This is a genomic window from Hydrogenophaga crassostreae, from assembly GCF_001761385.1.
GTDB lineage: Bacteria > Pseudomonadota > Gammaproteobacteria > Burkholderiales > Burkholderiaceae_C > Hydrogenophaga > Hydrogenophaga crassostreae.
Map to the genome: position 1 here is coordinate 3,342,380 of NZ_CP017476.1, position 20,412 is coordinate 3,362,791.

The 20,412-nt window shown below is 64.5% G+C and carries 19 protein-coding genes; 5 read left to right on the forward strand and 14 right to left on the reverse strand.

The window, feature by feature from the left end; translation table 11 throughout:
* Positions 1 to 19: 19 nt before the first annotated feature.
* The 13 genes from LPB072_RS23945 to LPB072_RS15385 form a co-directional block, all read right to left on the reverse strand.
* Positions 20 to 157 carry a hypothetical protein gene (locus LPB072_RS23945; RefSeq protein WP_231943266.1) on the reverse strand — a complete coding sequence of 46 codons (138 nt, stop codon included), beginning with the start codon at positions 155 to 157 and terminating at the stop codon, positions 20 to 22.
* A gap of 38 nt (positions 158 to 195) precedes the next feature.
* Positions 196 to 1,200: a branched-chain amino acid ABC transporter permease gene (locus LPB072_RS15330; RefSeq protein WP_066084171.1), complete on the reverse strand. Its 1,005-nt coding sequence runs from the start codon at positions 1,198 to 1,200 to the stop codon at positions 196 to 198.
* Between the two features lie 2 nt (positions 1,201 to 1,202).
* Positions 1,203 to 2,075: a branched-chain amino acid ABC transporter permease gene (locus tag LPB072_RS15335; RefSeq protein ID WP_066084169.1), complete on the reverse strand. Its 873-nt coding sequence runs from the start codon at positions 2,073 to 2,075 to the stop codon at positions 1,203 to 1,205.
* A gap of 17 nt (positions 2,076 to 2,092) precedes the next feature.
* Positions 2,093 to 2,809 carry an ABC transporter ATP-binding protein gene (locus LPB072_RS15340; protein ID WP_066084167.1) on the reverse strand — a complete coding sequence of 239 codons (717 nt, stop codon included), beginning with the start codon at positions 2,807 to 2,809 and terminating at the stop codon, positions 2,093 to 2,095.
* Complete coding sequence (locus LPB072_RS15345) at positions 2,806 to 3,573, reverse strand: ABC transporter ATP-binding protein (protein ID WP_066084162.1); 768 nt, start codon at positions 3,571 to 3,573, stop codon at positions 2,806 to 2,808. The genes LPB072_RS15340 and LPB072_RS15345 overlap by 4 nt, the downstream gene beginning before the upstream one ends.
* Before the next feature lie 16 nt (positions 3,574 to 3,589).
* Entirely contained in the window at positions 3,590 to 4,780 is a 1,191-nt protein-coding gene (locus LPB072_RS15350; protein ID WP_066084159.1) for an ABC transporter substrate-binding protein, read from the reverse strand.
* A gap of 43 nt (positions 4,781 to 4,823) precedes the next feature.
* The gene (locus LPB072_RS15355; protein WP_066084156.1) at positions 4,824 to 5,606 is read right to left on the reverse strand and encodes an SDR family NAD(P)-dependent oxidoreductase; all 783 of its coding nucleotides are present in this window, start codon (positions 5,604 to 5,606) and stop codon (positions 4,824 to 4,826) included.
* Positions 5,607 to 5,636: 30 nt separating this feature from the next.
* Entirely contained in the window at positions 5,637 to 6,437 is an 801-nt protein-coding gene (locus LPB072_RS15360) for an enoyl-CoA hydratase/isomerase family protein (RefSeq protein ID WP_066084154.1), read from the reverse strand.
* Positions 6,434 to 7,615, reverse strand: a complete 1,182-nt coding sequence (locus LPB072_RS15365; protein WP_066084151.1) for a thiolase family protein — start codon at positions 7,613 to 7,615, stop codon at positions 6,434 to 6,436. Before LPB072_RS15365 ends, LPB072_RS15360 begins: the two co-directional genes overlap by 4 nt.
* A 27-nt stretch (positions 7,616 to 7,642) precedes the next feature.
* Complete coding sequence (locus LPB072_RS15370) at positions 7,643 to 9,310, reverse strand: long-chain-fatty-acid--CoA ligase (protein ID WP_066084147.1); 1,668 nt, start codon at positions 9,308 to 9,310, stop codon at positions 7,643 to 7,645.
* Entirely contained in the window at positions 9,307 to 10,377 is a 1,071-nt protein-coding gene (locus LPB072_RS15375) for a CaiB/BaiF CoA transferase family protein (protein ID WP_066084145.1), read from the reverse strand. The genes LPB072_RS15370 and LPB072_RS15375 overlap by 4 nt, the downstream gene beginning before the upstream one ends.
* Positions 10,374 to 11,519 carry an acyl-CoA dehydrogenase family protein gene (locus LPB072_RS15380; RefSeq protein WP_066084883.1) on the reverse strand — a complete coding sequence of 382 codons (1,146 nt, stop codon included), beginning with the start codon at positions 11,517 to 11,519 and terminating at the stop codon, positions 10,374 to 10,376. The genes LPB072_RS15375 and LPB072_RS15380 overlap by 4 nt, the downstream gene beginning before the upstream one ends.
* Before the next feature lie 146 nt (positions 11,520 to 11,665).
* A complete protein-coding gene (locus tag LPB072_RS15385) occupies positions 11,666 to 12,697 on the reverse strand; it encodes a helix-turn-helix domain-containing protein (protein WP_066084141.1) in 1,032 nt (343 codons plus the stop codon).
* 287 nt (positions 12,698 to 12,984) lie between these two features.
* Here LPB072_RS15385 and LPB072_RS15390 point away from each other — a divergent pair, with 287 nt between their 5' ends.
* Positions 12,985 to 13,755, forward strand: a complete 771-nt coding sequence (locus LPB072_RS15390; protein WP_066084880.1) for an SDR family NAD(P)-dependent oxidoreductase — start codon at positions 12,985 to 12,987, stop codon at positions 13,753 to 13,755.
* A 22-nt stretch (positions 13,756 to 13,777) separates the two neighbouring features.
* Here LPB072_RS15390 and LPB072_RS15395 read toward each other — a convergent pair whose 3' ends face one another.
* Positions 13,778 to 14,806 (reverse strand): AraC family transcriptional regulator, encoded by a 1,029-nt coding sequence (locus tag LPB072_RS15395; protein WP_066084138.1) that lies wholly within the window; start codon positions 14,804 to 14,806, stop codon positions 13,778 to 13,780.
* A 503-nt stretch (positions 14,807 to 15,309) separates the two neighbouring features.
* Between LPB072_RS15395 and LPB072_RS15400 the strand changes: the two genes are divergently transcribed.
* From LPB072_RS15400 to LPB072_RS15415, 4 genes are all read left to right on the forward strand, one after another.
* A complete protein-coding gene (locus LPB072_RS15400; RefSeq protein ID WP_231943557.1) occupies positions 15,310 to 15,981 on the forward strand; it encodes a nitroreductase in 672 nt (223 codons plus the stop codon).
* 157 nt (positions 15,982 to 16,138) lie between these two features.
* Positions 16,139 to 17,920, forward strand: a complete 1,782-nt coding sequence (locus LPB072_RS15405) for an acyl-CoA dehydrogenase (RefSeq protein WP_066084133.1) — start codon at positions 16,139 to 16,141, stop codon at positions 17,918 to 17,920.
* 24 nt (positions 17,921 to 17,944) lie between these two features.
* The gene (locus LPB072_RS15410; protein WP_066084132.1) at positions 17,945 to 18,694 is read left to right on the forward strand and encodes an electron transfer flavoprotein subunit beta/FixA family protein; all 750 of its coding nucleotides are present in this window, start codon (positions 17,945 to 17,947) and stop codon (positions 18,692 to 18,694) included.
* 20 nt (positions 18,695 to 18,714) lie between these two features.
* Positions 18,715 to 20,397 (forward strand): electron transfer flavoprotein-ubiquinone oxidoreductase, encoded by a 1,683-nt coding sequence (locus tag LPB072_RS15415; protein WP_066084129.1) that lies wholly within the window; start codon positions 18,715 to 18,717, stop codon positions 20,395 to 20,397.
* Positions 20,398 to 20,412: the final 15 nt, after the last annotated feature.

Genomic DNA, 20,412 nt, shown 5'->3' on the forward strand with positions numbered 1-20,412 from the left:
ATCAGCACCTGGCCGGCAATCACGCCAGCGGCGGCGTTTCCCATGTAGGCCGCCTGCAGTTGGGATGGAGTGTTGCCCGCATCGGCACGGCCTCGCCGATCGCGTCGGCGGCGAGCGATTTGAGGCTGCGGTCAATGTGCTTGCCGAAACGGGTCATGCCCGTACCACCGACGAAGACGGCTGCATGGAAAGCGCCTAGGGCTGGGTGGATGAGGAATTTGCGCGGCTGCGCCAGAGGCCGGTGATCCAGCCGCTCAAGCCATTGGGGGCTAGGAAAACCATTGCGAGCAGTGCGAAGCCGAAGATCATCCACGGGGCGGATTGCGACAGGCTCTCGGCCAAGTTGGGCGTGAGCACGATGAAGGCGGCTCCCAGGAAGGCGCCCCACAGGCTCCGCACCCCACCCACGAAGCTGCCCACCAACAGGGACACTGAGAGCAGGAAGGGAAAGTTCTCGGGCGCCACGAACTGGCCCGCCACCACGCTCAGAGCACCGGCCAGGCCAGTGAACGCCGCGCTGAGGCCGAACATCTGCGTGCGCAGAGCGGTGATGTCGAGCCCGCCCGCCGCCGCCGCGAGCGGTTGGTCGCGCGAGGCGTCCACAAGGCGGCCGAACTGCGAGCCGAGGATCCGCCGAGCCAGCAGGAAGGCGAACAGCGCGCAGGCAGCAACACAGGCCATGATGGCCCAGTCCGCCCGGTCGGCCAGCGCCCCTGGGAACACAGGCTTTTCAAGGACGATCCCCGCCACGCCGCCGGTCAGCCACTCGATCTTCTTCCACTTGAGCGCCTGCGGCGTCACTACAGCCACCGCGAAGGTTGACAGTGCCAAGTAGAGCATAGGCAGCCGCAGCGCCGGGAAGCCGAAAAGAAACCCAGTCGCGAAGCACAGCACCATCGCCACCGGCACGCCCACGTAGAACGGCCAGCCCAGTTGGTGCGAGAGCACCGCCGCCGTATAGGCACCGATAGCGAAGAAGGCGCTGTGGCCGAGCGAGATCTGGCCCGTGTAGCCGGTGAGCAGGTTCAGGCCCATGATAGCAATGCCGTAGATCAACACTTGCGTCATCACGTACAACTGGTAGCTTTGCCAGCCGAAGGACCAGGCCAGCAGCGTGAGCCCGGCCGCCAAGGCCGCCCAGCGCAACCAGGCGGGCGATGCCCCCGGGCTGGTGGTGAGTGGGGTGTTCAGGGTGTTCATGCTCACACCCTCACCTGAACCGTCTTGCCGAAGATGCCGGCGGGCCGCAAGACCAGCATGGCGATGATCAGCAGCATGATGCAGGTCAGCTTCAGATCGTTGCCAACCACATATGCGCCCAGCAGGTTCTCCAGCACTCCGATGGCGAAGCCCCCGGCCACGGCACCCACGGGGCTGGCGATACCACCCAGCAACGCACCGGCCAGCGCGTAGATCAGAGGGCTCATCATCATCGACGGCTCCAGGAACACGATGGGCGCGGCCATCAGCCCTGCCACGGCACCGGCCACCGCCGCAAGGCCCCAGCCTACGGCCAGCACCTTGTTGGTGCTGATGCCCGATAGCTCTGCCGACGGCGCGTTCACCGCCACCGCGCGCATCGCCAAGCCGAAGCGGGTGAAGCGAAAGAACACGAACACCGCTGCCAGCTCGGCAAGGGTGAAGAGCAGAACGCCGACCTCATGGGCCGAGAGAAAGGGCTCGGCACGGCGGAGGACACCACCGAACGGCGTGGCGGACTCCTGCATCTCATGTCCGAACAGCCAGCCGACCAGGCTGTTGAGGATGATGAGCAGCGCAATGCTGGCAGCAACGACCGAGAGCACCGGCTTGTGCCGCAGGGGCTGGAAAATGACCCGCTCCAGAGCGAGCCCGAGCAGGAAGGCACCCACGACTACGATGGCGAAGGCCACCCACCACGACACGCCAGCCTGAACCAGTGCCCAGTTCATGTAGGTAGAGAACATCGCCAATTCGCCCTGCGCGAAATTTATGGACGAAGTGCAACGGTAGATAAGCACGAGCGCGATGGCGAGGCTGGCGTAGATGCCGCCTGCCGCTAGGCCCGAGGCGATCTGATGAAGGAATGCTTGCATGGTGAATCTCTGGTGGACTAGTGGCCGAGGTAGCTGCGGCGAACAGCATCGTCTTCGCGCAGTTCGGCAGCGGTGCCTTGCGCAGTAATGCGCCCGCTTTCGAGCACATAGGCCCTGTTGACCAAGTTAAGCGCGACTTGGGCGTTCTGCTCCACGATGAGCGCCGTGAGATGCTCGCTTTCCCGCAACTGATGCAGGAGTTCGTAGATTTCCTGCGTCACGCGCGGAGCGATGCCGAACGAAGGCTCGTCCAGCAGCAGCATCTTGGGGCGCATCATCAGCGCGCGGGCGATGGCCAGCATCTGCTGCTCGCCGCCGCTGAGCGTGCCCGCCGTCTGCTTGGCGCGGCTGGCCAGCTTGGGAAACAGCGTCTGCATCCGGGCGATGTCCTGCTCGATGCAGTCCTTGTCGCGGCGGTGGATTGCACCCACGCGCAGATTCTCCAGCACCGTCAGATCCGCGAAGGTGCCGCGACCTTCCGGTACGTGCGCGATGCCCAGCGAGGCGATCGCGGGCGCGGGCATGTCGATGATGTCCCGGCCCTCGAAGCGCAATGTGCCCGTGGCCGTCACCTGCTGGTGGCTGATCGCGCGCAGGATGGAGGTCTTGCCCGCGCCGTTGGCGCCGAGCAGCGCCACCATCTCGCCTGCCTGAACGTGCAGATCGATGCCATGCACCACCACCGTTCGGCCGTAGGCCACCGCAAGGCCGCGGATTTCAAGTCGTTGGGTCACAGAACACCTCCCAGATAGGCGTCGATCACGGCGGCGTCGTTGGCGATATCCTCGGGCGAGCCCTGGGCGAGCTTGCGACCAAAACTCAACACCGCGAGGTCGGAGCAGGTCTTCATCACGAAGCGCATGTTGTGCTCCACGACCACCATGGTCAGCTTCATTTCCTCATGCAGGCGCAGCAGCACCTCACGCAACTCGTCCACCTCGCCAGCGGTGAGGCCAGCGGCGGGTTCGTCGAGCAGCAGCAGCTTGGGCCGCGTCACCAGCGCACGTGCGATTTCCACGCGGTGCTGGATGCCCACCGGCAGTTCGGCCACGCCCCGGTCCGCATAAGCGGACAGCCGCAGCGCGGCCAGCGCCGCGTCGGCCGAGTGCGCGATCTCCTCCTCGGCCGCGCGGACGGCGGGCGAGCGCAGCGCGGCACCCAGCATGGAAACAGGCAGCCGCGCGTGCGCGCCCACCATCACGTTCTCGCGTACCGGGAGCGACGGGTAGAGCGCCACGTTCTGGAAGGTGCGGCTGAGGCCCAGCCGGGCGACGCCGTGGCGCGGCAGGCGCGTCAGTTCGGTGCCTCCGAAGCGCACGCTGCCGCGCGTGGGCCGGTACAGGCCGCTAATGCAGTTGAAGCAGGTCGTCTTGCCGGCCCCGTTCGGCCCGATCAGGCCGAAGATGCTGCCCTCGGGTATGTCCATCGAGAAGGCGTCCAGCGCAACGACGCCGCCAAAGCGGATCGTCAGATCGCGTACGGAAAGAATGGGGTTCATCGCTGCGCTCGCCTCGTCAGGACGACATCACCTTCCAACTCGTACCGTCGAACTGCTGGATGCGCATGTCCGGTATAGGGTGAGGGCGGGCGTCGCTGGTCTTGATGCGCAGGCCCGGCAACATCATGGGCAACTCCATGTCCAGTCTGAGCGACTGCCGCATGATGTTTTCGCGCGAGAGGTCTTTGCCACACTGCTTGAGCAACTGCACCACCGTTTGTCCAATACAAGCACCGAGCACGGCAAGGTACTCCTTTGCTGCGCCTTTGTTGTATTTGTCCATGAAAGCATGCCAGGCCTGGAGCCCGGAGTCGTCCTTCCAGGTCGGATCGCCCGGATCCTTGAGGAACGCGGCGCTCATGACGCCCTTGACCTTGTCCAGCCCCACCGGTGTCAGCACCATGGGCACCGAAGACGCACTCGGGTTGATGTAGATCGTCGGCCGCCAGCCGATGTCATGGGCCTTGCGCAGCGACTGGAGGGTGGCTTTGGGCGAACCCCACGCCACCAGAACGTCCGCGCCCGAGGCCTGCATGGAGACGATCTGCGAGTCCACCGTCGGATCGGACACCTCGTGCGATTCTTCGCGCACTAGCGGCTTTCCGCCGGCGGCCAGAACCTCCTTCAAGCCGCGCAGAACATCCTTGCCGGCATCGTCGTTCTGGTAGAACATGGCGATCTTCGCGTTCGGCCGCGTCCGCAGGATGTGCCTAGCCAGAATGCGCCCTTCGTCCGTGTACAGGGGCAGCCAGCCCATGCTCCATGGGAACTTGGCCGCATCGTCCAACCACGTGGCGGCACCGGACGTAACAAAGAGCTGCGGTACTTTGGCGTTGTTGAGATAGCTGCGCGCCGCCAGCCCGGTGGACGAGCCTATCTGACCCGCAATGAAAGCCACCTGCTCACGCTCCACCAGGCGGCGCACTTGCTCCAGGGATTTCGGTGGGCTGTAGCCATCGTCGGCCAGCACCAGCTTGAGCTTGCGCCCATTCACGCCACCCTCAGCGTTTACCAGATCAAACCATGCAGACATGGCCTTGCCGACGGCGCCATAGCCTGCGGCCGGGCCGCTAAGCGGGAGGGTTGAGCCGATCTTGATTTCGCTGTCTGTCACACCTGGGGTGCCCGCGCCCTGCGCGCGGGTCAGACCAGAAACGCCCGCCAGCATGGTGCCGGAAAGCATGGTGATGAATTGTCTTTTCTGCATGATGTCTCCTGTTGTGGTTGGATGGGTCAGGTAAATTGATACGTCAGCGCGGCGCCATCCGAATGGCGCCATCCACACGAATGGACTCGGCGTTCATGTAGCCGCAAGTAACGAGAAACTCGACGGCCTGCGCGAATTCATCGGGGTCACCCAACCGCTTGGGAAAGGGCACGCTAGCCGCCAGCGCCTGTTTGACGTTGTCCGGCAGGCTCAACAGCAACGGTGTACCGAAGATCCCCGGCATGATGGTGTTGATCCGAATTCCTTCGTCCATCATGTCGCGCGCGATTGGAAGGGTCATACCCACGATTGCTGCCTTGCTAGCCGCATAGCTGGCCTGGCCGACCTGGCCGTCCTGCGCGGCGGCCGAAGCGGTGTTGACGATGGCGCCGCGGTCGCCATCGGCCAGCGGCGCGAGCGTCAACATACCCGCAGCTGACTTGGCGATGCAGCGGAAGGTGCCGACCAGGTTGATCTGAATGATGCGATTGAAACGATCTGCCGCGCATGGGCGGATTTCGCCGGTTTTCTTGTCGCGGCTGACAGTCTTGACGGCATCGGCAGTGCCGGCGCAGTTGACCAGAATGCGTTCCTGCCCGATCGCGGCGCGGGCCTTGGCGAAGGCTGCGTCCACCTGCTCCTCGGACATCACGTCCACATTGCAGTAAACGCCGCCAAGCTCGCTTGCCAACGCCTGGCCGACGGCTTCGTTCATGTCGAAGATGGCGACTTTGACGCCGTGGCTCGCCAAGAGTCGGGCCGTGGCAGCTCCCAGACCGGAAGCCCCCCCGGTGATGACGGCAGAAATGTCGGAATTCAGTTTCATGGCTTTTCCTTGATAGAGGACAGACAGGCGTTATTGGCCAGTGAAATTGGGAGCACGCTTGCCCAAGAATGCCGCTTGCCCTTCCAGGTTGTCGGCCGAACGCAAAACGACGAAGAAATTGCGCTTCTCATGCTCCAGGCCCTGCGCGAGCGGAGTTTCAAAGCTGGCCAAGGCCGCGTCTTTCGCCAGAACCACGGCCAGTGGCGAATTGGCCGCAATCCGGCTGGCCATCGCCAACGCCGTCGGCAGGGCCTGGCCGTCGGCCGTCACTTCGGCGACGATGCCGACGTCGCAGGCTTTGCGAGCGTCGATGAAATCGCCGGTCAGCAGTAGGGCCATCGCCTTGGACTTACCGATGGCATGGATCAGGCGCTGGGTGCCACCGGCGCCGGGAATGGCGCCCAGCTTGACTTCCGGCACGCCGAACTTGGCGGACTCGCCGGCGATCACGATGTCGCAGGCCAGCGCCAGTTCCGTGCCGCCGCCCAGCGCGACCTTTTCGACCGCCGCAATGACGGGCTTAGGAAATCTCCCCAGTTCCGAAAAGAAGTCCCAGCCCGTCGGTCCGCGATCACCCAGCAGTGGCGCGGCGCGCAGCACCTCGAACGCCGTGATGTCAACTCCTGCGCAAAACACGCCCTCGGCACCGGTGATGACGACCGCTCGCACAGCATCGTCGTCGCGCAGGTGCGCAAGCTGTGCGCGCAGGCCATCGAATACCGCGCGGTTCAAGCTGTTCTTCGCACGGGGGCGGTTGATGGTCAACGTGACGATGGCGCCCTCGCGGCTGACGAGCACTTCGCTGGATTCGCGCATGTTGGCCCCGCTCATGCCAGCCGCTCGATGATGGTTGTGTTGGCCGTGCCCGAGGCCTCGCAGATGGTTTGCAGGCCATAGCGGCCGCCCCGGCGCTCCAGCTCGCACAGCAGGTCGGTGAGCATGCGCGCGCCGGTGGAACCCAGCGGATGGCCGATCGCCACCGAGCCGCCGTTGACGTTGAGGCGATCGTCCGGAATGCGGAATTCCTGCTGGAACATCAGCGGCACGCCGCCAAAGGCCTCGTTGACTTCAAACAGGTCAATGTCGGCCAGGGTCAGCCCCGCTTCCTTCAGCGCCTTGCGGGTGGCATCGAGAACAGCAGTGAACTGGATGACGGGGTCGGCTGCCGCCACGGCAGTGCTGACGAAGCGCGCACGCGGCGCCAAGCCATGCTGTTTGGCGTAGGCGCGGCTGGCGATCAGCAGCGCAGCGGCGCCATCGCTGATCTGCGACGAGTTGGCGGCCGTGGTGGCGCCGTCTGCGGCAAACACGGGCTTGAGCGTGGCCATCTTTTCGGGGTTGGGGTCCGCGCGCATGCCCTCATCGGCGGTGACGATCGGGCTGTCCGGGTCGGCCGGGTCCTCGTTCAGCCGCACCAGTTGGTCTTGGACGCGGCCAGCCTGCGATGCCGCGATGGCGCGCCGATGGCTGCGCACGGCGAAAGCGTCCAAGGCCTCGCGCGTGAGGCCGAAGCGCTTGTTCATCAACTCCGATGAGACGCCTTGCGGCAGCAGCGGGTTGTCCTGGTAGCGCGCCAGTTCGCGCGGGCTGTATTGCGAGCCCAGCGGCGCGCCGGGCTTGAACGAAGGCGGCATGGGAGCCCGCGACATTGACTCCACCCCGGCACCGATAACCAGTTGGTAGGCACCAGCCTGGATGCCGTGCACGGCAAAGCTGACCGCTTGCTGGCCGGAGCCGCATTGCCGGTCAACCGTCACAGCCGGGACGGATTCGGGCAGTCCCGCTGCCAATACGGCATGACGTCCCAGGTTGCCGTGCTGCTGATCCCACTGCAGCACGCAGCCAACGATCACATCGTCCAGATCTGCGGGGTTGACGCCGGAGCGCTCGACCAGTTGGCGTAGCGTCTCGCCCAGCAGATCGACGGGGTGCCATTTCTGCAGGCGCCCTCCGCGCTTGCCCACGGGGGTGCGCAGAGCACCGACGATGACGGGTTCATGGTCATTCATGTTGTTTTCCTGTAGTAAAAGGGTGGCTCACTCTGCGTAGCGGCCCGCATGCTCGGCGCGTATGCGCTTCTTGTCGAGCTTGCCGACGCTGGTCTTGGGGATGGCTTCGACGAACAGGACCTGATCGGGCAACTGCCACTTGGCGAAGGCGCTGGTCAGGTGTTCCTGCAGTTGTTCCTGGGTTGCCTGCTGGCCGGGCTTCAGCACCACCAGGGCCAGCGGCCTTTCCTGCCACTTCGCATGAGGAATGCCGACCACCGCGGCATCACGCACGGCGGAGTGGCCCATGAGCAGGTTTTCCATGTCGATGGAAGAAATCCATTCGCCGCCGCTCTTGATCACGTCCTTGATGCGGTCAGTGACCTTGAGGTAGCCGTTCTCGTCCACCGTGCCGACATCGCCCGAGCGCCACCACCCGCCCTCCAGGAAGCGATCGCCGGAATCGGGCATGTCGTGGTAGCTGGTCGTGATCCAGGGGCCGCGCAGGCAAATCTCTCCGGCCGACTGGCCGTCGTGCGGCAGGTCCTGGTCGTTGGCATTGAGGATGCGGATGTCCACGCCGGTCAGGACCAGGCCCTGCTTGCGCTTGAGATTCCACCGCTCGTCCTGGGTCAAGCGGTTACTCAACGTGGGCTTGAGACGGTTGACGGTCACCAGCGTCGTGGCTTCGGTGGCGCCGTAGGCGTGCACCACCTCAGCACCCGTGAGGTCGTAGAAACCGATCATCATCGACAGCGGCGGCTCGGAGGCGCCAGACAGCATGCGCATGCGGCCAAAGTCCGGCTTGACCGGCATCGTCTCGATGTACTGCAGCATCGGTTGGAAGATGGCCGGCGCGCCATTGGCGATGGTCACACCCTCGGCGATCATGGCGTCAACCAGCGGCCTGGTGTCTTCGGCAGCGTAGCGGCCCGGCAGCACTATCTTGTCGGCCAGCAGCGTGGCGGCCTGTGGCAGGCCCCAGCACTGCCCGTGGAACATGGGCGTGATGAGCATGACGCAGTCGTCCAGCGTCATGCCCAAATTAGTGGCCATAGCCGTGGAGTGCAAGTAGATGCCGCGGTGCGAGTAGTACACGCCCTTGGGCTTGCCTGTGGTGCCGGTGGTATAGCAGGCGCTGTAGGCCGAGGTTTCGTCAATCTCGGGCCAGTCGATCTTCGTGTCGGCAGCGGCCAGCAGGTCTTCGTAGTGCAGCAGCGGTTTCAGCGTGGTCTTGATCTGATCCAGCGGCTTGTCGGTCATGACGATCCAGCCCTTGATCTGGGGGGAGTTCGCTGCAACGGATTCGGCGATCGGCAGCAAGGACTCGTCCACGCATACGTAAGACACCTTGCTGTGGCCGACCACATAGCCCAAGTCCTCAGCGCCCAAGCGCAGGTTCATCTGCAGCATGACCGCGCCCAGGCCGGGGATGGACCAGTACAGCTCGAAGTGGCGCCGACTATTCCAGTCTAGGATGCCGACCCGGTCGCCCGGCTCGACGCCGAGTGCGCGCAGTGCATTGGCGCTGCGGCAGACGCGCGCGTAGCACTCGGCATAGGTGTAGCGATCCCAGCCGCCATCGGGTGTGCGGTAGACGATCTCCTGGTCCCCGTGGGTGCGCGCGGCGTGCCGGATCAGCGTCGTGGTGTTGAGCTGGCGCTCGTTACCCGTGGTGGACGGGCATCCGCGAACGAGCTGGGTGGTAGCTGTCATTTCTTTGTCTCCTGAGTGGTTGCGTTGAGAGCCTGGAATCGCGGGGCCGGAGCCGCTTCGATGGCGCCGGAGGGGGTGGATTGGTAGATGCCCCTTGCCGCGTTGTGCGGATGCCGAACTGCCTCGGCCAAGCTGAGCACAGGCGCAAAGCAGGCGTCGCTGCCTTCGAGCAATTCGCACCAGTGCGCCCGGGGCCTGCTGCGGATGAGGGCCACGATGCGCTCCTTCAGCGCTGGCCACTTCGCCGTTTCGTACTGCTCGGCAGGGTTGACGTCCGTCAGGCCCAGCTTTGACAGCAGCAGTGCGTGGAATGCGGGCTCTACCGCCGCGAGGCTGATGAAGCCGCCGTCGGCGCAGGCATACACGTCATAGAATGGCGAATCGTGAAACGGACTCGGCTGCGCGCCATCGATCTGCCCATTGGCGCGAATCCAGTGCACCAGCGTGCCCAGCGTGGCCACGATGTCGACTATGGCCGCGTCCACGACCCTGCCTTGGCCGGTGGCGCGCGCATCGACCAACGCGCAGGCGACGCCAAAGGCAAGGCCCAGCGCCCCCGCCGCGTCCCCGAGTACCGAGGGCGGCACGATGGGCGCCTGCCCCCTCCGCGCAGACAGCGACAGCAAGCCCGTCAACGCGACATAGTTCAGGTCATGACCGGCGGCCTGGGCGAGCGGGCCGTCCTGGCCCCAGCCCGTCATCCGGCCGTAGACCAACCGGGGGTTGCGCGCCGCGCATTCGGCGGGACCGAAGCCCAGCCGCTCCATCACACCTGGGCGATAGCCCTCGATCAGGGCGTCGGCCTGGGCGATCAGTGCCAGGGCGCGCGCCTTGCCGTCGGCCGACTTCAGGTCGATGACCTCGACCGTCTTGCCGCGGTGCAGCGGATTCTTCGCCGCTCCGCCCAGCCGCTGCGCCCCAGCAGCCTGCTCGGCCCGTGTCAGCGCGATCACCTCGGCGCCCATGTCGGCCAGCATCATGGCGGCCAGCGGGCCCGGCCCGAGGCCCTCGAACTCCACCACACGGATGCCGTTTAGCGGCGTCCGCAGCGTGTGCGGCGCGTTCACAGCTTCCTCGCGATCAGTTCCTTCATGACCTCGTTCGCGCCGCCGTAGATCTTCTGCACGCGCGAGGCGGCGTACATGCGCGCGATCGGGTACTCGGCCATGAAGCCATAGCCGCCGAACAACTGCAGGCATTCGTCGGTCACACGGCACTGCTGTTCTGTGCACCACCACTTAGCCATGTACGCAACCTCGTCGTCAAGCGTTCCGTCCAGCAGCCGCTGCGTGCAGTCGTTGACGAAGGTGCGCACCACGTGGGCGATGGTGGCCAGCTCGGCCAGCTTGTGGCGCGTGGTCTGCATGTCGAACAACGGCGCGCCGAAGATCTTGCGCTCCTTTGTGTATTCGATGGTCAGCTCCAGGGCCCGGTCGATGACGGCCGCCGCTGGCACCGCGATGGACATGCGCTCGTAGGGCAGTTGGCTCATCAACTGCTTGAATCCATGGCCTTCGACGCCCCCCAACAACTGGTCAACCGGCACACGCACCTCGTCGAAGAAGAGTTCGGCCGTGTCCGACGCCGGCATGCCGATCTTTTCGAGTAGGCGGCCCACGCGAAACCCGGGCAGGTCTTCGGTCTCCACCACGATCAGCGACAAGCCCCGGCTCCCCGCTTCGCCGGTGCGCGCAACCACGATCAGCAGGTTGCAGGTGAAGCCATTAGTGATGAAGGTCTTGGCGCCGTCGATCACGTAGTGGTCGCCATCGCGACGCGCGCGGGTGGCGATGGCCTTGAGATCCGTGCCGCAGCTTGGCTCGGTCATCGCGATGCCGCCCAGCATCTCGCCGTTGTTCAGCTTGGGCAGCCAGCGCTGCTTCTGTGCCTCGGTGCCGAAGTCCATGATGTAGTGCGAGGCGATGCTGTGCACCGTGACATTGTTGGGCATTTCGGCCTTGGTCAGCTCGTCCTGCACCACCAGTTGGTAGGCGAGGCTGGCACTGGCGCCGCCGTAAGTCTCGGGCATTTCGGGCAGCAGAAAGCCCATTTCGCCGAAGGGCCGCCAGGTTTCGCGCGGGATGTAGCCCTGCTCGCGCCAGCCAGGCAGCTTCGGCGCCATTTCGGCGGCGATGTAGCGGCGAACCTGGTCGCGAAAGGTCTCGATGTCGCTGTCCATCCAGGGTTGGCGGTGCAGTTGCGGCAGCATGGAAGCGCTCCTCAGAAAGTTGGTACGGTGAAGGTTTGAAAACTTGGCCAGCAATGTGGCCCCGGGGTCATGCCCGCACACCCACAAGGGGTAGCGAAGCGTCGAATCTCTGCGTTCTCAGTCTGTCTAGGGCATATGGTCGGCATTTAGCCCGTGCGCGTCTTGCCCGCCAGTGCATGGCAAGTTGACTTTGCGTGTGCAAGGGAAAACCCGGCCGACTCGACCATAGCAATGACGGAGCCGTGAGCAGTCATGTCGCGTGCATCGCTGGGCGACACCCCAAAGCGTTGTTTGAACGCGCGACAGAAGTGGCTGGTTGAATTGAAGCCCCAGTGAAACGCGATCGCCGAGACCTGCAGGTGCCGGCAGGCCGGGTCGACGAGTGACCGCCAGCACGCTTGCAATCGGCTTTCCAGGATGTGGCCGACCACCGTGGTATCGCCCTGCGCAAACAGCGCATGAAGGTAACGCAGTGAAATGCCGTGCGCCGCGGCGATGCGTGCCGGACTCAGGTCATCCTCTTGAAAATGCTGGGCGATGTAGGCCAGTGCTCGTTCGCGCAACGCGGCCATGGTCGTGAATCGAGTGGTGCTCTCCGGCTCTGGCAGCGCAATGTCCAGAAGCCCGATCACCATGCGGCATAGGGCGACGTGTGCGGAGGGCGGCACGGCGCCGATCTCCTTGGCCAACCCCATCAGGTGTTGGCTCAGCAGTGAGCCTACGCCTGTGTGGCTGTCAATGCGGCAGGCTGCGGGCGGCTGCTTGCGGCCCGGTAGATGCTCGCGCATGAGCTTCCAGGGAATCATCAACGACACGCTGTGGGTTCGTTCCAGCACCTCATAGTCTTGCCGCTGATCGGTACGCCAAAGGAACATGTCGCCCTCGCAGATTGGCGTGTCCCAATGCTGCAGCTGCACTCGACCGCCCAGGTTCAGCTGCAGCCCCAGGCAGAACTCATTGTCGAATGGCGAATGCCCAGGAGGAGACTGGGCGACGCAAGGACCGGTCACGGTGCATACCAAGGAGGCCCCGGCGAATTCGTGCCGCCGCAACTTCGCCCGGAATGCAGCTGCCTTCGCCGAGGAGGAAAGACTCCAGCGCTGGAAGGAGTCCTTGAGAATCGCTTCCGTCGCATCTATCCTGCCCTCAATGGGCGCACGGTCGATGGACCATTCCATGGGTGACTGTTGCAGCACTTGTCGTCTCCTGAATCTGCCCCGGACGCCGCAGTCCATCGGGACCGGAGCGTCGACACCGTGGCGTGCATTCGTGCGGCGCTCAGGGTGCCCAAGGCATACAGGCAATCGTAGGCAGCGGTGCTTGGCGCGGCAATGACGGATGGTCTCGATCAACTGACAAGGCGCCTCTTTCGACGGATGGGGGGGGGCGAGGCAACCCCGCAGCCGAGCGGCCCTGCGCTAACCTCCCGGCATCGACGGCGAACTGAAGATGCAAGGAGACGATGATGGATCTGGGTGCAATGCTGGCAGGCAAGCGGGTGCTGGTCACGGGGGCCTCGTCGGGCCTGGGCGAGAACTTCGCCCGGCTGGCTGCTGGTTGCAAGGCTAAGGTGGTGATTGGGGCGCGGCGCAAGGCGCGGCTCGACAAGCTCGCCCAAGAGCTCGAAAAGCTCGGCTCGCCTCAGGTCACGGTGCTGGAAATGGATGTGGCTTCCGAGCAATCCATCGACGACGCCTTCGCCGAGATAGACGCCTCGGGCACCATCCTCGACGTGGTGGTTAACAACGCCGGGGCTTCCAACGACGCCTTGTCGCTCACGCTGTCTGCGTCCGACTTCGACTCGCTGATGGAGACCAACGTGCGCGGCGTGTGGCTGGTGGCCGCGCGTGCCGCACAGCGCTGGGTGGATGCGGGGCGGGGAGGCTCAGTCATCAACATCGCATCGATCCTGGGCGAGCGCGTGATGCTGGGCGCCATGCTGTATGCCACGTCCAAGGCTGCAGTCGTGCACATGACTAAGAGCCTGGCACTCGAATGGGCGCGCCACGGCATTCGCGTCAATGCCATCGAACCGGGCTACATCGACACCGAGATGACCGATGCCATGTGGGATACCGACCATGGCAAGGCGCTTATCAAGCGCATCCCGATGCGCCGCCTGGGTAAGCCGGAGGAGCTCAACGGTCTGTTCCTGCTGTTCGCGACCGAGGCCGGGTCGTGGATGACCGGCGCCTGCGTACCAGTGGATGGCGGGCATCTGTGCTCTTCGCTTTGAGTGCGACCGCGTCGAAGCAGCGCTACGTCTTTTGGGTGCGGGAACGATAGACACCTGGCGTGCTGCCGGTCCATGACTTGAAGGCCCGCTGGAAGGCAGTGCTGTCCGCGAACCCCAACTCGGCGGCGATGGCGCTCAGCGCGGCATCGGTGCTGGTCAACCGAATGATCGCCATGTCGCGCCGTAACTCGTCCTTCAGCACCTGAAATGACTTACCCTCCACGGCCAGATGCCTCTGCAGTGCGCTTACCGACATGTGCAAGCGCTGCGCGGCGATAGTCAGATCGGGCCACTCCGGGTTCGCTTGCTGCAATAGCGCGCGCACCCGCGCGCTAGCCGTCCGCTCAATCAGGCGCGGGCCGATCAGGTTGCCCGGTGCGGCGCGCAAAAAGGTCTGGAGCGCGGCGGTGTCACGGCGCATCGGCTGCGCGAATGCGGATGCCTCGAACCAGATCGCCGACCGCGCCTGCCCGAACCGCAACGTGCCTGAGAAGATTTGGGCATAGTCTGCAGCACACGGCGGTGTCTCGAAGGCGAAATCGAGCCCTCTGGGCACCAGCCGACCGCCGTGTAGCCATACCAGCAGACGCCAGAAGACGCGCAACAGCAGCCCTTGCAGGAAGTCGGAATGTTCGCCCGCAGCGCGGCGCACGTCCAGCGCAGCACCCTTGAGCAAGCCATCAGAGACGGGCACAAGCGACAGGTCGTCCTGCAGCAGGGTGAAGGATGCGCTCAAGCGCTGCAAGGCGGCTGCCAGCGTCTTGGCCCCGAGCGTAGAGCGAGCCATCAGCGCAAAGCTGCCGCAGCGCAACGGCCGACCGTGTAGATAGCCTAGGCATTCGTCGTCCAAGCTGTCCTTCACAGCACTGAAGAGTGCGATGTATTGCTCCATGGTCACACGCGACTGCTCCAGATGCAGCAGCGACTCGGCGATGCGGGCCTGCGCCAGAACGCCATCCAGCCAGGACTCGGTGGCCAGTCCTTTGCTGCGCGCGCCGTCGAGCAGGCCACGCACGGCGAAAACAGGAACCGTGACGACGGGTTTCAACATAGTTAAAGGGAGCAACGATAGCTTGCGCTGAATCCGATATTACACCAATAAAGCTGCCCGCAAACCGATGAAACGTCGCTATGCCCCCGATCATCTTGCGCTTAGCAGAAGCTATGCACTACCAAAGTCATGGCATGGTTTGGCGATGGAATGACCCCAAGCCTACACCGAACAAGTTCGACTCGGGATGCAGCCAGCAAAGCGCTACTCATGATGCATCGCGTGGCCGCTCGCCACCCTTTCATGCGAACGTCCAACCGCTGTCAGCCGGGTTTTGCCTTGTGCATACAAAGTCAACTCGCCATGCACTGGCGGGCAAGACGCGTATGGGCCGAGTGCCCAGAATACCGCTTGTTAGTACACCCAGGAGACGCCCCATGGACGTTCGGCATCGATGTATTCGCACGAATGCTTCTTCGGCAACGGCATGTCGGTGTGCTTACCAGAATAGCTCAGCAACCAGGAGAGAGTGAATGTCTGTCTGCGCAGCGCCTTTGCGCGACATGCTGATTGATGCGGTGATCCGCGAACGTCGTTCCGTGCGCGCCTTTCTGCCGACCCCCGTGCCGCAAGAAGCGGTAGCCCAGATTCTGTCGGTGGCAGCCAGCGCGCCCAGTGGCACCAACACCCAGCCGTGGCAGGTTATTGCTGTGGCGGGCGAAGCGAGGAAGCGCTTGTGCGACCGTGTACTGCACGCCTTTCACCATGAAGAGGGAGAGCACCAGTCCGAATACGACATCTACCCGGCCGAGTTCTTCGAGCCCTACCTAACCAGGCGGCGCCGATGCGGTTTTGCTCTCTATGCCGCGGTCGGAATCTCCAAGGGAGAGACGGATGCCATGCGCACCCAACATGCACGCAACTTTACCTTCTTCGATGCGCCGGTCGGTTTGATCTTCACCTTAGACCGGCGCATGGTGCAGAGCAGTTGGGTGGACTACGGGATGTTCTTGCAGAACATCATGCTGGCGGCCCGCGCACGAGGCCTGGATACCTGTTCGCAGATGGCTTGGGCCCTTTACCCGCGCCTTCTGGCAGAAGCCCTGCAAATCCCAGACAGGCAGATGGTGCTGTGCGGCATGGCACTGGGCTATGCCGACCCCGCGGCCGTGGTGAACCACGTGCGCACCGAGCGTGAGCCGGTCGACAACTTCGCACGCTTCAACGGCTTCTAGAAATCTTGTCATACCAAGTAATTGCTTCGTAAGCCGCCTGAGGAATTCAGCCGCCCTGAAGCGGTTGATCGACCGGGCCTTGTCCTGGTGGGTAGGGTCATACATGGATGTATGCCTTATGGGGCTGACGGGTTGAACCCACAAAGAGGAGTAATCAATGTCTACCTACGCCGCGCCCTTGCGCGACATGCTGTTCACGATAAAGGAAGTCGGAGGCCTGGATGCGATCTGTGCCCAGCCCGGCCATGAAGAAACCACGCCCGACCTGGTCGAGGCCATCTTGCAGGAGGCTGCCCACTACGCCACCGGCGTGCTCGGCCCGCTGAACCGCACCGGCGACGTGCAGGGCGCGCGCTGGCACGACGGCCAGGTCACGCCAGCCGATGGCTTTCGCGAAGCCTGGGCCAGCTTCTGCGAGAACGGCTGGAACGGCATGCCCGCTGCCACAAAATGGGGCGGCCAGGGCCTGCCCACGCTGGTGTCCACAGCCGTGCTGGAGATGTGGAAGTCGTCCAACCTCGCGTTCAGCCTGTGCCAGATGCTCACGCTGGGCGCGGTGGAAGCCATTGCGCACCATGGCAGCGACGCGCTCAAGCGCCGCTTCCTGGAGCCCATGGTCGCGGGCCGCTGGACCGGCACCATGAACCTCACCGAACCCCAGGCAGGCTCCGACTTGGCCGCGCTGCGCAGCCGCGCCGTGCCCGAAGGCGACCAATACCGCGTCAGCGGAAACAAGATCTTCATCACCTGGGGCGAGCACGACATGGCCGAGAACATCGTCCACCTCGTGCTCGCGCGCCTGCCCGATGCACCGCCAGGCGTGAAAGGCATCTCGCTGTTCCTGTGCCCGAAGTACCTGGTCAACGACGACGGCTCTCTGGGCGAACACAACGACCTGGCCTGCACCTCCATCGAACACAAGATGGGCATCCACGGCAGCCCCACGGCGTCGATGAGCTTTGGCGACCGCGGGGGCGCGATCGGCTACCTGGTCGGCGAGCCGAACCAGGGGCTGGCCTGCATGTTCACGATGATGAACCATGCGCGGCTGAACGTCGGCCTCGAAGGCGTGGGCATCGCCGAGCGCGCATACCAGCGCGCACGCGCCTACGCGCTGGAGCGGGTGCAGGGCAAGCCACTGCTCAGCGGCAGCACCACCATTGCCGGCCACCCAGACGTGCGGCGCATGCTGATGGACATGAAGGCCCGCACCGAGGCTATGCGCGCACTGGCCTATTTCTGCGCCGGCCAGATGGACCGAGCCGCAGGCCACGCCGACGCGCAAGAGCGCGAGCAGGCGCTGGCCCTGGTCGGCCTGCTGATCCCGGTGGTCAAGGGCTGGTGCACCGACAGCGCACAGGGCATCACGTCCGATGGTGTGCAGGTGCATGGCGGCATGGGCTACATCGAGGAAACCGGCGCCTCACAGCACTTGCGCGACGCGCGCATCACGACCATCTACGAAGGCACGACGGGCATCCAGGCCAACGACCTGATAGGCCGCAAGCTGGCGCGCGAGGGCGGGCGCACGCTGAAGGCGCTGCTGGGCCGCATCGACGGCGATGCGCGGCGGTTGGCCGAGATGCCGGATGCCGCGCTGGCGCGGATCGGAAGCGTGTTAGCGGCTTCGGCACATGCGCTGGGGGAAGCGGCCGATTGGCTGCTGGCCCACGACGACCAACCCGCGCAGTGCGCGGCGGGCGCCGTGCCCTTCTTGCGGCTGGCGGGCACGGTGATCGGCGGCTGGCTGTCGGCGCGCATGGCCGAAGCCGCCACTGCGCAACTCGCGGCGAGATCGGGCGATGCGAGCTTTCTCGGCACTAAGCGTGCCACGGCCAGCCACTACGCGGCGCATGTCCTGGTGCAGGTGCCGATGTTGCGCGACATCGTCACGGGCGGCGCCGCCAGCACGCTGGCCCTGGCGGACGATCAACTCTGAATGATCCTGAAAGGAGGCCCTCCGATGAAAATCCTGGTTCCCGTCAAGCGGGTGGTTGACTACAACGTCAAGGTCCGCGTCAAGAGCGATGGCAGCGGCGTGGACATCGCCAGTGTCAAGATGAGCATGAACCCCTTCGACGAGATTGCCGTCGAAGAGGCCGTTCGGCTCAAGGAGAAAGGCGCGGCAACGGAGATCGTCACCGTCTCGTGCGGCGTGTCCAAATGCCAGGAGACGCTGCGCACCGCCATGGCCATCGGTGCCGACCGCGGCATCCTGGTCGAGTCCAATGAAGAACTGCAGCCGCTGGCCGTGGCTAAGCTGCTCAAGGCTCTGATCGACAAGGAACAGCCCGGCCTCGTGATCCTGGGCAAGCAGGCCATCGACGACGACTGCAACCAGACCGGCCAAATGCTGGCTGCGTTGGCCGACCTGCCCCAGGCCACCTTCGCCAGCAAGGTCGAAGTGGCTGGCGACAAAGCCCAGGTCACGCGCGAAATCGACGGCGGCCTCGAAACCCTGGAAGTGAGCCTGCCGGCGGTGGTGACCACCGACCTGCGCCTGAACGAGCCGCGCTACGTGACGCTGCCCAACATCATGAAGGCCAAGAAGAAGCCGCTGGAAACGATCAAGCCGGCCGATCTGGGCGTCGATGTGGCCCCGCGCCTGAAGACCCTGAATGTCGCCGCGCCCGCCAAGCGTGGCGCGGGGATCAAGGTTCCAGACGTGGCTGCCCTAGTGGACAAGCTGAAGAACGAAGCGAAGGTCATTTGAATCTTCAACCAGACCAAAGCATGAGCCCCCAAGACATCTTGAGCCGCTACGGCCCGCGCGAAGCGATGGAATACGACGTCGTCGTGGTCGGCGGCGGCCCCGCCGGCCTGGCCACCGCCATCCGCCTGAAACAGCTCGCCGCCGAGAAGGGCAGCGAGTGCAACGTCTGTGTGCTGGAGAAAGGCTCAGAGCCGGGCGCCCACATCCTCAGCGGTGCGGTCATGGACCCGAAAGCCATCACCGAACTGTTCCCGAACTGGAAAGAACTCGGCGCCCCGCTGAACCAGCCCGTGACCGGCGACGACCTGCTGGTGCTGAGCGAAACCGGTGCCCAGCGCACGCCCGACTGGCTGATGCCGCGCAACTTCGACAACCACGGCTGCTACGTCATCAGCCTGGGTGCCGTCACCAAATGGCTCGGTGAACAGGCCGAAGCCCTGGGCGTGGAGATCTTCCCCGGGTTCAGTGCCGCTGAAGTGCTTTACAACGACGATGGTTCCGTCAAAGGGGTCGCCACCGGCAACCAGGGCGTGGGAAAGAACGGTGAGCCCATGGACAGCTTCCAGATCGGCATGGAGCTGCACGCCAAGTACACCGTATTCGCCGAAGGCGCGCGTGGCCACCTGGGCAAGCAGCTGATTGCCAAGTTCAAGCTCGATGAAGGCAAGGACGCGCAGACCTTCGCCATCGGCATCAAGGAACTGTGGGAAGTGCCGGCCGACAAGGCCAAGCCGGGTCTGGTGGTGCACACCGCCGGCTGGCCGCTGGGCGACGACACCTTCGGCGGTGGTTTCCTCTACCACCTCGAAGGCAACAAGGTCACGCTGGGTTACGTCATCGGACTGGACTACCAGAACCCCTGGCTGAGCCCGTTCGAGGAGATGCAGCGCTGGAAGACCCACCCGAGCATCAAGGCGCACATCGAAGGCGGCAAGCGCCTGGGCTACGGCGCGCGGGCGCTGAACAATGGCACGCCGCAGGCCCTGCCCAGGACGGTGTTCCCGGGTGGTGCGCTGGTGGGTTGTGATGCGGGTTTCCTCAATGCCGCGCGCATCAAGGGCAGCCACGCGGCCATCAAGAGCGGCCTGTTGTGTGCCGAAGCAGCCTTTGAAGCCGTGGCCGCTGGCCGCAGCAGCGACGAGCTGACCGCGTTCGAGACCGGATTCAAGGCCAGCTGGCTGCACGAAGAGCTCTGGACCTACCGCAACTTCAAGAACTGGTTCAAGAAGAGCCCGCTCATGGGCAAGCTCATGACCGGCGTGGAGCACTGGTTCCTGCCCAAGGTGGGCGTGAGCGTGCCACCCTGGACGCTGCACAACACGACCAAAGACCACACCAAACTGCGCCCGGCGGCCGAGATGCCACAGATCACCTACCCGAAACCGGACGGTGTGATCAGCTTCGACCGCCTCTCCAGCGTGTTCGTCTCCAACACCAACCACGAAGAGCAGCAGCCGGCACATCTGACGCTCAAGGACGCGGGCGTACCGGTGAAGATCAACCTGGCGAAGTACGCCGGACCCGAGAGTCGCTACTGCCCGGCCGGGGTGTACGAGTTCGTCAACAAGGACGGCGCGGACCAGCTGGTGATCAACGCGCAGAACTGCGTGCACTGCAAGACCTGCGACATCAAGGACCCGACGCAGAACATCGTCTGGGTCACACCCGAGGGCGGTGGTGGGCCGAACTACGCGGGCATGTGATCAAGCCCCAACAAC

Excerpts from the sequence above, each read along its gene's own strand:
- LPB072_RS15390 (WP_066084880.1), top strand. The coding sequence starts at position 12,985 with ATGGATCTGGGTGCAATGCTGGCAGGCAAGCGGGTGCTGGTCACGGGG.
- LPB072_RS15400 (WP_231943557.1), top strand. The coding sequence starts at position 15,310 with ATGCTGATTGATGCGGTGATCCGCGAACGTCGTTCCGTGCGCGCCTTT.
- LPB072_RS15380 (WP_066084883.1), bottom strand. The coding sequence starts at position 11,519 with ATGCTGCCGCAACTGCACCGCCAACCCTGGATGGACAGCGACATCGAG.
- LPB072_RS15385 (WP_066084141.1), bottom strand. The coding sequence starts at position 12,697 with ATGGAATGGTCCATCGACCGTGCGCCCATTGAGGGCAGGATAGATGCG.
- LPB072_RS15330 (WP_066084171.1), bottom strand. The coding sequence starts at position 1,200 with ATGAACACCCTGAACACCCCACTCACCACCAGCCCGGGGGCATCGCCC.
- LPB072_RS15405 (WP_066084133.1), top strand. The coding sequence starts at position 16,139 with ATGTCTACCTACGCCGCGCCCTTGCGCGACATGCTGTTCACGATAAAG.
- LPB072_RS15415 (WP_066084129.1), top strand. The coding sequence starts at position 18,715 with ATGAGCCCCCAAGACATCTTGAGCCGCTACGGCCCGCGCGAAGCGATG.
- LPB072_RS15360 (WP_066084154.1), bottom strand. The coding sequence starts at position 6,437 with ATGAGCGGGGCCAACATGCGCGAATCCAGCGAAGTGCTCGTCAGCCGC.
- LPB072_RS15345 (WP_066084162.1), bottom strand. The coding sequence starts at position 3,573 with ATGAACCCCATTCTTTCCGTACGCGATCTGACGATCCGCTTTGGCGGC.
- LPB072_RS15365 (WP_066084151.1), bottom strand. The coding sequence starts at position 7,615 with ATGAATGACCATGAACCCGTCATCGTCGGTGCTCTGCGCACCCCCGTG.
- LPB072_RS23945 (WP_231943266.1), bottom strand. The coding sequence starts at position 157 with ATGACCCGTTTCGGCAAGCACATTGACCGCAGCCTCAAATCGCTCGCC.
- LPB072_RS15355 (WP_066084156.1), bottom strand. The coding sequence starts at position 5,606 with ATGAAACTGAATTCCGACATTTCTGCCGTCATCACCGGGGGGGCTTCC.
- LPB072_RS15370 (WP_066084147.1), bottom strand. The coding sequence starts at position 9,310 with ATGACAGCTACCACCCAGCTCGTTCGCGGATGCCCGTCCACCACGGGT.
- LPB072_RS15350 (WP_066084159.1), bottom strand. The coding sequence starts at position 4,780 with ATGCAGAAAAGACAATTCATCACCATGCTTTCCGGCACCATGCTGGCG.
- LPB072_RS15395 (WP_066084138.1), bottom strand. The coding sequence starts at position 14,806 with ATGTTGAAACCCGTCGTCACGGTTCCTGTTTTCGCCGTGCGTGGCCTG.
- LPB072_RS15410 (WP_066084132.1), top strand. The coding sequence starts at position 17,945 with ATGAAAATCCTGGTTCCCGTCAAGCGGGTGGTTGACTACAACGTCAAG.
- LPB072_RS15335 (WP_066084169.1), bottom strand. The coding sequence starts at position 2,075 with ATGCAAGCATTCCTTCATCAGATCGCCTCGGGCCTAGCGGCAGGCGGC.